11 protein-coding genes are annotated in these 13955 nt (G+C 66.9%); all 11 read left to right on the plus strand.

Features of this window, described 5'->3' with window-relative positions; all coding sequences use genetic code 11:
- The 11 genes from ACFVU2_RS06030 (at window position 1) to ACFVU2_RS06080 (ending at window position 12991) form a co-directional block, all read left to right on the plus strand.
- Window positions 1-2010, plus strand: coding sequence for a TIM-barrel domain-containing protein (locus tag ACFVU2_RS06030; RefSeq protein WP_387872112.1), 2010 nt, complete (start codon window positions 1-3; stop codon window positions 2008-2010).
- A complete protein-coding gene (locus ACFVU2_RS06035; RefSeq protein ID WP_387872114.1) occupies window positions 2007-2870 on the plus strand; it encodes an NAD-dependent epimerase/dehydratase family protein in 864 nt (287 codons plus the stop codon). Before ACFVU2_RS06030 ends, ACFVU2_RS06035 begins: the two co-directional genes overlap by 4 nt.
- A gap of 14 nt (window positions 2871-2884) precedes the next feature.
- The gene (locus ACFVU2_RS06040) at window positions 2885-5554 is read left to right on the plus strand and encodes a right-handed parallel beta-helix repeat-containing protein (protein WP_387872116.1); all 2670 of its coding nucleotides are present in this window, start codon (window positions 2885-2887) and stop codon (window positions 5552-5554) included.
- Window positions 5555-5576: 22 nt separating this feature from the next.
- The gene (dgoD, locus tag ACFVU2_RS06045; RefSeq protein WP_387872118.1) at window positions 5577-6722 is read left to right on the plus strand and encodes a galactonate dehydratase; all 1146 of its coding nucleotides are present in this window, start codon (window positions 5577-5579) and stop codon (window positions 6720-6722) included.
- The gene (locus tag ACFVU2_RS06050; protein WP_387872120.1) at window positions 6716-8503 is read left to right on the plus strand and encodes an exo-alpha-sialidase; all 1788 of its coding nucleotides are present in this window, start codon (window positions 6716-6718) and stop codon (window positions 8501-8503) included. The genes dgoD and ACFVU2_RS06050 overlap by 7 nt, the downstream gene beginning before the upstream one ends.
- Window positions 8493-9440 carry a sugar kinase gene (locus ACFVU2_RS06055; protein WP_387872122.1) on the plus strand — a complete coding sequence of 316 codons (948 nt, stop codon included), beginning with the start codon at window positions 8493-8495 and terminating at the stop codon, window positions 9438-9440. The genes ACFVU2_RS06050 and ACFVU2_RS06055 overlap by 11 nt, the downstream gene beginning before the upstream one ends.
- Entirely contained in the window at window positions 9430-10062 is a 633-nt protein-coding gene (locus ACFVU2_RS06060; protein ID WP_387872124.1) for a bifunctional 4-hydroxy-2-oxoglutarate aldolase/2-dehydro-3-deoxy-phosphogluconate aldolase, read from the plus strand. Before ACFVU2_RS06055 ends, ACFVU2_RS06060 begins: the two co-directional genes overlap by 11 nt.
- A 15-nt stretch (window positions 10063-10077) precedes the next feature.
- Window positions 10078-10266: a twin-arginine translocase TatA/TatE family subunit gene (locus ACFVU2_RS06065; protein ID WP_387872126.1), complete on the plus strand. Its 189-nt coding sequence runs from the start codon at window positions 10078-10080 to the stop codon at window positions 10264-10266.
- Between the two features lie 51 nt (window positions 10267-10317).
- On the plus strand, window positions 10318-11028 hold the full coding sequence (locus tag ACFVU2_RS06070) for a FadR/GntR family transcriptional regulator (protein WP_387872128.1): 711 nt from the start codon (window positions 10318-10320) through the stop codon (window positions 11026-11028).
- A 386-nt stretch (window positions 11029-11414) separates the two neighbouring features.
- Complete coding sequence (locus tag ACFVU2_RS06075) at window positions 11415-11810, plus strand: hypothetical protein (protein WP_387872130.1); 396 nt, start codon at window positions 11415-11417, stop codon at window positions 11808-11810.
- Window positions 11811-11863: 53 nt separating this feature from the next.
- On the plus strand, window positions 11864-12991 hold the full coding sequence (locus tag ACFVU2_RS06080; protein ID WP_387872132.1) for a tyrosine-type recombinase/integrase: 1128 nt from the start codon (window positions 11864-11866) through the stop codon (window positions 12989-12991).
- Window positions 12992-13955 lie beyond the last annotated feature (964 nt).

A 13955-nucleotide genomic window follows, 5' to 3' on the forward strand; every position in this document is an offset into this window, starting at 1 on the left:
GTGGACCAGAACGACCGGACCGTCATTCAACGCCGCCTTCGTGGCGAAACACTTCGAATCGAACCCTGGGGGCCTGACGCCATCCGCGTGCGGTCGACGCGCCGAGGAACGATCGACCAGACCCGTCCCGGCGGGCTCGAACACCAGCAGCCACTGCGAACGGATGCTGTCGCACGTCCCAACGGCGACGGCGTCGTTCTCGAGAACGGACGACTTCGGGTCGGAGTCGGCGCCCGCGGTGATCTCACCTTCACCTCGACGGTCGACGATCGCATCCTGCTGGCCGAGGATCCGCAGACGCTCGCGTCGACTCCGCCGCGGTACAGCAGGCGCGAAGCCGGTGCAACGCGACTCGACGCGCGCTTCGCTGCCACCGAGGGGGAGCGGTTCTTCGGTCTCGGCCAGCAGCAGCACGGCCTCCTGGACCAGAAGGGCGCCGTCATCGACCTGATCCAGCACAACTCGAACGTGACGATCCCGTTCCTGCTGTCGAACCGCGGCTACGGGTTCCTGTGGAACGACCCGAGCCCCGGCCGCGTCGAGCTTGGCCGGAACCGCACGCAGTGGTCGGCGCACAACTCGGAGCAGCTCGACTACATCGTGATCGCCGGGGCGACCCCGAGCGACATCCTCGCCCGCTACACCGGACTGGTCGGACGCGCCCCGCGTTTCCCCGACTGGGCCTCCGGCTTCTTCCAGTCCCGGCTGCGGTATGCCTCGCAGGAGGAGGTGCTCGCGGTCGCCCGCGAGCACGTCGGACGCGGTCTTCCACTGGCCTCCATCGTCATCGACTACTTCCACTGGAACTTCTTCGGCGACTGGTCGTTCGACCGCGCACTCTGGCCCGACCCGGCCGCGATGGTCGCCGAACTGCGCGATCTCGGCGTGCAACCGATCGTCTCCGTCTGGCCGGCGGTCAACGAGAACAGTGCCAACTTCCGCACGATGGACCGCTCCGGATTCCTGATGACACGGTCGGAGGGCCTGGGCGTCGCCGCTCGCTTCCTCGACACGGGTCAGGACGGGCCGGCGTTCCTGCACTTCTACGACCCGAGCAACCCGGAGGCGCGTTCGTTCGTCTGGGACGCCGTCACCCGAGGCTACCGCGAGCACGGCATCGAGAGCTTCTGGCTCGACGCCTGCGAACCCGAGATCGTTCCCCAGGAGCCGTCGCAATGGGAGTACGCGGCCGGCCGCGCGGACGCCGTCGGCAACCTGTACCCGCACTGGAACGCGCTCGCCTTCAGCGACGGATTAACCGGGGACAACCCGCGAGACGCCCTCAACCTCACGCGGTCGGCGTGGCACGGCACGCAGCGTTACGGTGTCGCGCTGTGGTCGGGAGATGTCCCCTCCACGTTCGCCTCTCTTCGCGCCCAGATTCCGGCGGGGATCAACGCCGGGCTCAGCGGAATCGCGTGGTGGTGCAGCGACATCGGCGGGTTCCACGGCGACGAGACGAACGACTCGGAATACCTGCGCGAGCTCGTCGCGCGCTGGCTGCAGTTCGGGGTGTTCAGCCCGATCATGCGACTCCACGGCCACCGCGTCCCCGACGTCCCCGGCGAGCTGAAGCACGGCGCACCCAACGAAGTCTGGAGCTTCGGCGACCAGGTTCTCGCCATCGCGACGAGATTGCTGAACCTCCGCGAAACGCTGCGTCCCTACCTGCATCGCGTGATGGCGGAGGCGACGGCCTCCGGGCTGCCGGCGATGCGGGCGCTCTTCCTCCACCATCCCGACGAGCCGCGGGCTTGGGAGGTGGACGACCAGTACCTCCTCGGGGCCGACCTCCTCGTCGCCCCGCTCACCGAATCCGGTGTCGAGACGCGCGATGTCTTCGTCCCCGAGGGGGAGTGGACCTCCCTGCAGACCGGCGAGAGCGTCCACGGACCCACGACCACCGGAATCCGCGTGCCCCTCGACGGCATCCCGGCGTTCGTGCGCGCGGGCAGCGCAGTCGCCGCTGAGCTCGCGGACTGGATTCCCGAAGTGGAGGGTGCGGCATGACCTGGCTGGTCACGGGGAGCGAAGGCCGGCTCGGTCGAGCCGTGACGCAGCAGCTCCAGGCGCAGGGCATCACCTTCCGGACGTTCGATCGAGCGCAGGGAGACCGGCCGGGGCACCTCGCAGGCGACCTTACGAATCCTGCGGCGTCGGCTGCCGCCGTCGACGGGATCGACACGGTCATCCACCTCGCGGCGCTCCCGAGCGATAGCGCGGGGTCGCCCGAAGAGATCCTGAAGACGAACGTTCTCGGGACCATCTCGCTCGCCGATACCGCGCTTCGCGCAGGCTGTGCGCGTTTCGTCTATGCGTCCAGCATCAACGCCCTCGGAGTGACGGGGGCCGGCCGTCCTGACCGGCTCCCGGTCGATGCCGCGCAGCCGGCCCACCCCGCAACCCCGTACCAGATCTCGAAGCTCCTGGCGGAGGACTACCTCCTTTACCTCCATCGGGCGACGGACCTCGAGGTCGTCATCCTCCGGCCGTCGTACATCGCAGATGCGGACTTGTACGCGACGTGGAGGTCGCCGACCTTCGACGGCCTGCCCCGCTCCATCAGCGAGCTCTTCGCCTACGTGGACCTCGACGACTGCGCGCGCGCGTTCGTCCTCGCCGGTGAGTCGCGCGGGGCGGACCCGGGCCCATACCTCCTCTCGGCCGCCGACACGTGCTCAGCCGAGCCGACCCGCCGGTTGCTCCCCCGCTGGCCCGTTCCCGTCCGAGCGGACTTCGACGCCTCGCTCGACGACGACGAGCACAGATCGCTCCTCGATCTCGCCCCGACCACCGCTGCACTGGGCTGGCGACCCACCACGAGCTGGCGCGCAGCATCCATCGCACCATCCGACCATGCACCGCACTGAGAACGGAGTACACGATGTCACCTGAACTCACACGTCGCTCGTTGATTGGCGCTGCCGCCGCGGCGGGCGCCGCGGCCGCGCTCGTCAGCGGGTCCGGCGCCGCATTCGGGCTTCCCGTCCGGCCCCGGCTGACCGCGCCGGGAGCCATCGGGAACCTCACGCCGAGCGGCACGATCGCGAACCTCCCCGCGTCGTTCTATGCTCGGCCCGGCCTGGACGGCATGCCCGTCATCGACTACGAGAGCATGCCGGTCGTCAATGTCATGGACCACGGGGCGACCGGGACCGGGCTCACCTCCGATCGGGCCGCCTTCGACAGCGCGGTCGCCGCTGTGAACGCCCTCGGCGGCGGAATCGTCTACCTTCCCGTGGGCCGCTACCTCTTTCCGCCAAACGCGGCGGGGAACGTTAACTGGTGGAACCAGACGACGATCGCGAATGTCCACTTCGTGGGGGAGGGCGAAGGGAGTGTCGTCGTCTTCCGGCGGCCCAAGATGACGACCAACGGCCAGGAAGCGCCGCTGTACCCGGCGGGGGCGGGATGGACCTTCGTCAACGCGACCAATGTCTCGCTGCGCGATTTCGCGATGCAGTGGATCCCGCTCAACATGATCCGGCACACGACCACCGCGACCGCTCTGCTCGTCCGGGTTCCCGAGTCGATGCAGATCCTGCGGATGACGGTCGATCACTGCCAGCCGGGCATCATCCTCCCTCACGCGAACAACAGCTGGATGGTGGACAACGTCCTCCGCAACAGCGGCGCGGACGCCTTCAACTACGGCGGCGCGAAGAACAGCGTCGCAGCGTACAACTGGGCCGAGTCCATTGGCGACGACGGATTCGCCAACTACCAGGACAGCAATCTGTTCCCCGACAGCACCACCATCCCGAACGTCCGGTTCACCCGGAACACGGTCATCAGCGCGTGCTGGGGTCGTGGCATGACCCTGGGCGGTTCGCACCAGACGATCGACTGCAACTGGATCGAGAACACCATGGGCGCCGCCGTCCTCAGCGACATCAGCAACACCGCGACGCCGGCGACGTTGATCGACGCCACCGTGCTCGCCAACACGATGGTCCGCTCCAGCATGGAGATGCGACCCGACAACCGTGCCCTGGCCAGCGGGGGCGGCTATCACGGCGCCGTCGCGTTCCTGAACAAGGTCGATACCCTCACCGTGAAGAACAACAGCGTCCGAGCGTCCGAGGACAACGACATCGCGATCGGGATCACGAACTGGCTCGGGGTCACCGGGAACGACATCGAGGTCTTCGGCAACCATCTCTACGCCGCGGACGGAACAGGGATCAACATCCCGGTCAACAGCACCATCACCGGCCTCGACATCAGCCAGAACAGGATCATCGAGAACACCGGACCTTCCGTCACCGTCAAGGGCACGGCGACCGGTGTCACCTCGGGCGGCAACAACGTCACGACGCTACCCTCCGTGACGGGGTCGGTCACCGGTGACCTGACCGGTTTCACCACGACGACCTCCGCCCCGTACAGCGATCCGTATGCGCCCCGTCGCGCCGAACCGAGCGAGACAGCGTGGACCGATCCCCAGCCGCAGAGCACGGCGGGCCTGCCGAGTGTCAGCGTGACCAGCTACGGGGCGGTGGGAGACGGCGTCCACGACGACACCCCGGCATTCCGAGCCGCACTGGCCGCGCTGCCGGCGACCGGCGGCATCATCGCTGTTCCCGCCGGTCAGTTCCGCCTCGTGGTGGACCCGTCCTCGTCGACCTTCCGGGACACCAAGATCACCCATCACTTCGCGATCACCGAGCGTGACAACGTGCACATCGTCGGCGCGGGAAGCACCTCCGTGATCGTCTGCACGAGCCCGGACGCCCAGGGCATCCGCATCATCGGCGGGGAGGGGTGCTCGGTTTCGAACGTCGCGTTCTCTCTCCCGGACCGGCCCGACCTCCGCCGCAACCGCGCGCTGCTGGACATCAGCGGCGCCAAGGACGTCTCCGTCACGGACGTGTCGCTGTCTGGCGCGAGCGGCTCGAACCTCGTGATCGACACCTGCACGGGCGTCTATGTCGGAGGCGTCACGAGCACGAACGCCAACATGTACGGCATCGATGTTGAGGGTTCGCGCCAGGTGCGAGTGACCGGCTGCACCGCGGACGACAACCGCGACGGGGGAATCCAGATCGGCTGGGTGGGAACCGTCTTCCGTGAAGCTCAGTTCGTGCACGTCGACGCCAACACCGTCGATGGCTCCGTCGAAGGCGCGGGCATCCTCGCGAGCAGCGGTGCGGGTCTGCTCATCGACAGCAACACCGTGAGCAACACCTGCCAGGCCGGAATCTACCTGTGGGGCCGCGCCCCCGGCTTCCCGCTGTTCAGCGCGGACATCACGAACAACACCGTGACGAACGCGTGCACGGGCGCCTACACGTACACGCCCGGCGCCATCTCGATCCACTCCATCCGTGAGACGGCAGGGATGACGACAGGGACGTTCACCGTCTCCGGGAACACGATCTCGAACACTCCGTTCTCGGGAGTCTGGGTGGGTGGCAAATCGCCGATCGGCACCGTCCTGTGCCAGATCAACTCGCTGACGATCTCGGGCAACACATTCACGAGTGTCGGTGGCAGCAACGTGCTCATCGCGACCGACCAGCAGGCGAAGATCGCCAACCTGACCATCGTCTAGAAGGATCAACAGGAATCAGACAGTGAGAATCGAACGAGTAGAGACCTTCCAAGTCGCGCCTCGATGGCTCTTCGTGGCCATCACGACGGACGACGGCCTGACCGGCTGGGGAGAACCCGTCGTCGAGGGCCGGGCGGCGACCGTCGCGACGGCCGTGGCCGAGCTGAGCGAGTACCTCGTCGGCTCGGATCCGACCCGGATCGAAGACACCTGGCAGGTGCTGACGAAGGGCGGCTTCTACCGGGGCGGCCCGGTGTTCGCGAGCGCCGTCGCCGGGATCGACCAAGCGCTCTGGGACATCGCGGGAAAGCGCCTCGGCGTGCCGGTCTACGAGCTCCTCGGCGGCCCGGTCCGCGACCGGGTGCGCATCTACGGCTGGATCGGCGGCGACCGCCCGAGCGATCTGGCGGCGGATGCGGAACGCCAGGTCGCGGCCGGCCTGACTGCCGTCAAGATGAACGGGTCGGAGGAGCTCGCGGTGATCGACGTCCCGAGCTCCCTCGCCCGGCTCGTCGATCGGGTCGCCGAGGTCCGCGAGGTCCTCGGCGACTCCCGGGACATCGCCATCGACTTCCACGGCCGGTATTCGCCCGCGATGGCCCGGCGCGCGTTGCCGCTGCTGGAGCCCTTCCTCCCGTTGTTCGTCGAGGAGCCGGTCGTCCCCGAGCTCTCGTACCTGATCGGCCGGCTCGCCCACGAGACGCCCATCCCGATCGCGACGGGCGAGCGGCTCTATTCGCGCTGGGACTTCCGCGAGGTCCTCGCGGGCGGGATCGCAGTCGCTCAGCCCGACCTGTCGCACGCGGGAGGCATCTCCGAGGTGCGCCGGATCGCGACGGCCGCCGAGACGTATGGTGTCTCCCTCGCACCGCACTGCCCACTGGGCCCGATCGCTCTCGCCGCGTGCATCCAGGTCGACGTGGCCACGCCGAACTTCCTGATTCAGGAGCAGAGTCTCGGCATCCACTACAACGTGCAGACGGATCTGCTGGACTATCTCGTCGACCGCTCCGTCTTCTCGGCGACCGACGGGTACATCGACAGACCGCTCGGCCCGGGCCTGGGCATCGAGATCGACGAGAAGGAGGTGCGCCGCGCCGCCCAGTCGCCGCACAACTGGCACAACGCGATCTGGCGACACCTGGACGGGAGCTTCGCAGAATGGTGACCACCGCATCCGGGCCGCAGCTGCCCGACGATCCGCAGCTCGCCCGTCGCGACCCTCGACTGCTGGAGAGCGGTCACGTCATCCAGGCCAACGGCTACAGCGATCAGCCGTACGTCGTGGTGACCCGATCGGGATCGTGGCTGTGCGTCGTGACCAGCTCCGACGCCCACGAGGGGGATTCCTCGCAGCGCATCGTCGCACGGAGGAGCACGGATCGCGGCCGCACCTGGTCGGCCCCGATCGACATCGAACCCGCCGACGGTCCGGAGGCGTCCTGGGCCGTCCCGCTGGTCACGCCGTCCGGCCGGATCTATGTGTTCTACACCTACAACACGCAGAACATCCGCGAGGTCCCCACTGACACCGGGAGCAGCCCGCGAGTCGACACCCTGGGCGACATGGTCTTCCGTTACTCGGACGACGAGGGGCGGTCCTGGTCCGTCGATCGCTTCCACGTCCCGATCCGCACCTTCGACATCGACCGCCGCAACCCGTTCGGCGGTGACGTCCAGTTCTGGTGGTCGGTCGGCAAACCCGAGGTCGTCGGCACGAGCGTTTTCATCGCGGCGTCCAAGGTCGGTGAGTTCCGGGAGGAGTCGCAGGGCTTCCAGAAGACCAGCGAGGGTTTCCTGCTCCGCAGCGACAACCTCCTTGAGGAGCGGGACCCGACGCGGATCAGCTGGGAGACCCTCCCCGATGGCGAGTTCGGCCTCCGGGCACCAGAGGGCGACGTCGCTGAAGAGCACAAGGTCGTCGGCCTCCGCAACGGCGACCTCTATTGCGTCTACCGAAGCGAGAAGGGCTACGTCGCGAGCGCGACCAGCCGAGACGGCGGACACACCTGGTCGACACCGGAATGGGCGACCTTCTCCTCCGGCCGGCCGATCAAGAACCCGCGGGCGGCGACTTTCGCGTGGTCGTGCGGTGACGGCCGGCATCTGCTCTGGTTCCACAACAACAGCAACACCTGGTTCGGCGCGTACCGCAATCCGGCCTGGCTGAGCGGCGGCATCGAGGTCGACGGCGTCATCCAGTGGTCGGAGCCCGAGATCGCGATCTACGCGGACGACCCGCAGGTCAGCATGAGCTACCCGGACCTCGTCCAGTTCGACGGCCGGTTCTCCCTCACCGAGACGGAGAAGCGCACGGCGCGTATCCACGACGTCGATGACGAGCTGATCCAGGGGCTCTGGGGCGCGCCTTCGCGGCACCTGGAGGAGGACATCGTCCTCGACTACGTCCACGGGGCGGCCGAGGCGGCGTTCACCGTCACGCCCTTCCAGCTGCGTCGGGGGAACTGGCGGATCGAGGATGCCAGAGCGGGATTCACCCTCTCGCTCGTTGCCGAGGTGCACGATCTGGCCCCCGGCCGGATACTCCTCGACAATCGGGACTCGACCGGCCGCGGGATCTGCCTGGAGATCGCGCACGAAGGCCGGCTCCGCTTCACCATGTCGGATGGCCGGAGGGAGTGCTCGTGGACATCGGACGCCCGCACCCTCGTTGCGGGCGCCGAGACGCACATCGCGGTCATCGTCGACGGAGGGCCCAAGATCGTCCTGTTCGTGATCGACGGGCGGCTGCAGGACGGCGGCGACGCCCGCCCGTACGGGTGGGGCCGGTTCAGCGACGACCTCCGGGATGTCAACAGTGCACGTCCGCTGTCGGTCCACGGACTAGCTCGTAGCGAAGTGCGGGCACTGAGGATCTACGACCGGGCCTTGCGCGTGGCGGAGGCCGTCGACCTCCGGAGCGGATGGGGTGCGCACCATGGCGGTTGACACCCGTCGTCGCGTGGTGACGGTGGGGGAGGCCATGCTGCAGATCACCCCCGCACCGATCGGCCCGTTGGCGGAGGCGAGCACCGCGTCCTTGAGCGTTGCAGGCGCGGAGTCGACGGTGGCTTGCTACCTCGCCACGCTCGGACATCACGCGATCTGGCTCAGCGCTGTCGGCGACGATCCCATCGGCGAGCGGATCGTCTCGGAGATCCGCTCGGCCGGCGTCTACACGGCTCATGTGAAGCGGGATCCGTCCGCCCCAAGCGGGGTTTACTTCAAAGACCCGCGCGTCGGCGGTCCGACGGCAGTGCACTACTACCGGAACGGGTCGGCCGCGTCGCGAATGCGCACCGACACGTTCGCGGACTTCCGCTATCTGCGTGACGACCTGATTCATCTGAGCGGCATCACACCTGCACTCTCATCGACGTGTTCGGAACTCGTCGAGACGGTGATCAGGGACGCCCACGCGGCGCACGCCCGGGTCTCCTTCGACGTCAACTTCCGGCGTGGCCTGTGGCGCGCAGAGGACGCGGCGGGGACGCTGGCGGCCCTGGCGAACCGGTCCGACATCGTCTTCGTCGGACTCGACGAAGCGCACGAGCTGTGGGATACCCCGACCCCGGAGGACGTGCGCGAGGTGCTTCCTCAGCCGGAGCTCCTCATCGTCAAGGACGGTTCGGTTGGCGCGACCGGCTTCCAGCGCTCGTCGTCCCGGTTCGAACCGGCACTCTCGGTGGAGGTCGTCGAGCCCGTCGGGGCAGGCGACGCCTTTGCCGCCGGCTTCCTGCACGGGGTGCTCGAGGGGCTGGAGCTCTCGGCGTGCCTTCGCTTCGGACACCTGCTCGCCTCGTCGAGCCTCTCCAGCCCCGGCGATCTGGGGCCTGTCCCGACCGAACTCGCCGCGTCCGCGGAAAGGACCGTCCATGACCACTGAAGCCCTCGGCTTCGCCGCCGTTCTCCGTCAGCGACCGCTCGTCGCGATCCTCCGGGGCATGGAGGTGTCGCACGCGATTGCCATCGCCGAGCGCGTGTGGGATCGGGGGATCGGGATCGTCGAGGTCCCGGTCCAGGATCCCGCCTCGTTCGACACCTTCCACGCACTCCTGACCCGAGGCGCCGAACGTGGCGAACCCGTCGGGGCGGGCACGATCGTCGACGTCGAACTGCTTCGGAAGGTCGTCGACGCCGGTGCCTCGTTCACCGTCGCTCCCGGGCTCGACCTGGAGGTGCTCCACGGGAGCGTCCGGGCCGGCGTCCCGCATCTGCCCGGCGTCGCCTCCGCGACCGAGGTCCAGACGGCCGTGCGAGCCGGCTGCACGGTGCTGAAGGCCTTTCCCGCATCGAGCCTGTCACCGCGGTGGGTGCGCGAGATGCGGGGTCCGTTCCCGCAGGTCTCCTGCGTCGCGACCGGCGGCGTCGACGCGGGCAACGCCGCAGAGTTCCTCGCCGCAGGGGCCGTCGCGCTCGGAGTCGGCTCCGCTCTCCGGTCACCAGCGGCGGCGTCGGAACTCTTCGACATCGTCGAAGAAGCGCTCGTCCGCGGGCGAGAGCACTAACGAAGGGACACCGATATGTTCGCCAATCTCACCGGATGGCACCTGCTCATCCTCTTCGCCGTCGTATTGCTCCTGTTCGGGGCCTCGAGGCTGCCCGCGCTTTCGCGCAGCATCGGCCAGTCCATGCGGATCTTCAGGACGGAGACACGCGACCTCGGGAAAAACCCGTCATCTGAGGAGCCAACCGACCAACCGAGAGCCTGATGCTCGACTGGGCGGCTTCCTTGTATCTTGTTGGTGACCTGAGGCGGGAAATTGTCACCATCACACGACCAGGGCGGAGCCGGCCTGCACGGCGACGTCCTGGAATGGCTCGGAACCCAGATCGTCACGCACGCGTTGGCTACGGGGTACAAACTGAACCCAGACGAGTTGGGCGCTGAGCGGCAGGTTTCACGCGCGGTGCTCAGGGAAGTCTTCCGGGTCTTGCAGGCCAAAGGCCTCATCACAGCGCGGCCCAGGCAGGGCACACTCGTCGCGCCGCCAGAGTACTGGGATTACATGGATCCAGACATCATCCGGTGGAGGTTACGAAGCTCGGACCGAGAGGACCAGGTGGAGGAGCTCTTCGCTCTCAGGCTCGCGGTCGAGCCCGTCGCCTGCCGCCTGATGGCGGAGACGACCGATGCGGCTGCGGCGGACCGGCTCGATGGGCTCATCTCAGACATGCAGGCGGCCTTCGATCGGCGCGACCTCCACGCCTTCGCAACCGCGGATGTCCGCTTCCACACCCACATCCTCGAATCCTGCGAGAACAACATGTTCCGCTCACTCGTGTCGCCCGTCGCCTCCGCGGTCAGCACGAGAGAGACGCTGCAGTTCCCGCTCGAGGAAGTTGTGCTTCGCGGGCTAGACCTCCACCGGCGACTCGTCACCGAAATCCGAGCGAATGGGCCGGCCATAGAAGCAATTTCTCAGGCCTTGATCCTCGACGCGCGGCAGGAGATCGAGACGGCGATCAAATAGGTCCTGCTTCTCGCCCGCTCGTGTTGTGTCCTTGAGTGTCCCATTCGTAGCCGAAACAGCCGGAAGCCGGCCAGCCGATCTCCGACCAGCCGATCTCCGACCAGATAACGGTGTCGCGTGCGTCGGAGATCGGCTGGAACCGCTGACGGGCGCCTCGCGGGTGGCGCGGAGCCGCCTGCGGCGGCGCTGCACTTGCTGCCTTGTTTGTCTTTCCGCCGGCCGATCGTAGCTCGCTCCCGGTCCTCCGTGCCGGGCTTTCGCGGCATATCCTCGCTCCGCTGCGCTCCGTTGCGGTATTCCACGGTCCCGGCACTGCGCCCCTCCCGCTCGCTCTCGATCTCTCCGCCGGAAGGCAAACAAGAACGAGAGACAGGGGAGTGATTGTGATGCGGGTCTTCATCATTGACACCAGACACATGGGGCCGGAACTGCGGGGTGGACTAATCGGAGTGGTCAGTTCGACCAGGCCGAGCTCGGGCGAGAAGAGTGAATGCGTCGACACGGTGAGTCGGTACGCCTTGGATGGATGGGGCATCGCGGCCGATCCGTTCACGCCGATCGGACAGCTTGCGGCGCTCACCGCGGAAGCCGCGTGCGTGCCGTTCGTGAGTCTTAAGGACAGTCGCCTGGTTGGGCTTGCCGCGCGTACCATTGGCGCCACGCGTGGTCCCGTGCGGGATTCCGCTGACCTCGACGGATCGCCGTTTCCCGCGCAGATGCCCGAGACACCCATCGGCGGGATCGGGTCGTCCGGCCCGCGGATCGAGAACGGGGGTCGGTGATCATGTCCCGTCCTCCGCTTGTTTCCGAAACATGGGGCACAGTCACGACCCGCATGCTCACGCAAGACCGCTGGGCCGCGCGCGCCCGCTACCGGGATGTCGACGGCCGGACGCGGCAGATCGAGCGCATCGGCCGCACCAAGCAAAAGGCAGAGGCTCTTCTGCGCGAAGCAATGCGCGATCGCATCAAGCCGCTGGGCGATGGTGAGCTTAACCCGGAAACTCGGCTGGCCGATCTGGCGATCGTCTGGTGGGACGAGTTCAGCCACTCATCACGCTCGAATGGCACGCTTCGCCGGTACGAGACCGTCCTGGACAAGTACATCGTCCCGAACCTCGGTGGCTGGATGATCCGGGAAGCATCGGTTTCCAAGCTCGACCGGTTCATCAAACATACGGCCCGACTCAACGGCTACTCGAACGCGAGCATCGCCGTCGTCCTGCTGACCGGGATGTTCGCCATGGCGGCCCGGCATGATGCCATCGAAGCCAACCCAATGAAGTCCGTCGCACCCGTCGAAGAGCCGGATCACGAGGTGGCCACGTTCACGCTCGAGGATGTCGCCGAGCTGAGGGAGATCCTCGCCCGTTGGGACACCGGCCTCGACGCGTCCGGCCGTCGCCGCGGTACCGACCTTGCGGATCCGGTGGACTTCTTCCTCGGCACAGGCTGCCGACCGGGTGAGGTCTTCGCCCTGATGTGGGAGGACGTCGACTTCACCATCCAACCGTTCACCGTTGACATCCACCGGACAATGGCGAAGAACCGTGAAGGCCGCTGGACCGTTCAGAACAAGACGAAAACCGGAGGCGGACGCCGCCTGTTCCTGCCCACGTTCGTCGGGAAGATGCTCCTCCGTCGACGGGTCGAGTCGTTCTCCGAGCTCGTCTTCCCGTCCTCGACGCTCACGCCGCGCATCCCCGACAACTTCCGACTTCAGTGGCATATCGCTCTTAAGGGAACGCGGTTCGAAGGACGAGTGCCGAAAGAGTTCAGATCCACCGTCGCGACCGCGATCCGCGACGCGGCCGGCCTCGAGCGCGCGCAGCACCAGCTGGGCCACTCGACGTACGCGACGACCGAGCAGGCCTACCTCCCACGGGTGGTGCAGGTGCCCGACTCGACGGCGATTCTAGAGCGGTTTGATGTGCGCGGAGGCACAGGATCCGAGATACAGTAGCCGCTCGCGAGAGGCTGGCGCCCCGGTGACACTGCTCAAAGACGCAAGTCCTCTATCGAGCGGCCTAACCTCTGAATCGGTACGTCGGTCGCCAGTTTGCTCGTCGTCGGTCCGCGCGCCGGAGCCAAAGAATGAAGGCAGCAGCAGCGAACCCTACGACAAGAGTGATGCCCACTTTCCAAACAATAGGGACCGGGGAGAGGACCATCAGTACGATCAAGAGCGCCGGGACGACCACACCTAGCACGGCGTAGATGACCTTGTCCTGGGTGACAAACTCTCCCTCAGGCCCCGACCCGGGCGGGTACACGGAATTCTTCCGGGTTATCTGTGGCACGTTTCTGATACGAGAGACGACAGACGGGTAAGAGAACGAGCCTTCCCCGACTACTTGTATCTCGAACATGTCACCGGAATTCAACAGGGCCGGCTGTATCTCCACGGAGGAGCTGCCGAGATGCAGGGCGGGATCCAACCCTCGGGGATGCACTGCAGAGATATGCGCGGTCACCACGCGAATTCCTTGCGAGTAGTCAACGCTGAGGGGTTGGTCCCAATCCGAGATCGGAATTGAATCCTGGCCAGTGTTCGCGAATCGGATCGTTTGGATCCACGCGTTTCTCACCTCAACTCCATCGACAGCGACTCGGATCCGCGAGCGGTCGCCCAGGGTGACCAATGGCCGAATAGAAGCCCAGAGGTATTGAACGCGTCGCTTTGGCCCTCGTCGAGGCACTAGGGCAAGCCCAGTAAGGGTTATCCCCACGACGGCGATGATCGCGTTGATCCACCAGCCAAGATCCATCGTCATGAACTCATTTCACTGCTGCAAGACGGTTGGACGGGCGCGGGCCGGGCTGGTCCATTCGGGTTGGCATCAAGACGCGCGCCGCCGTGCGCGCGAACGGCGGCGGATCGGCGGCCCGGTTCGTGGCTGTAGTTGGTCACGATGCATACCGTAGTG

The organism is Leifsonia sp. NPDC058194 (genome assembly GCF_042883605.1).
In the GTDB taxonomy this organism is placed as follows: domain Bacteria; phylum Actinomycetota; class Actinomycetes; order Actinomycetales; family Microbacteriaceae; genus Leifsonia.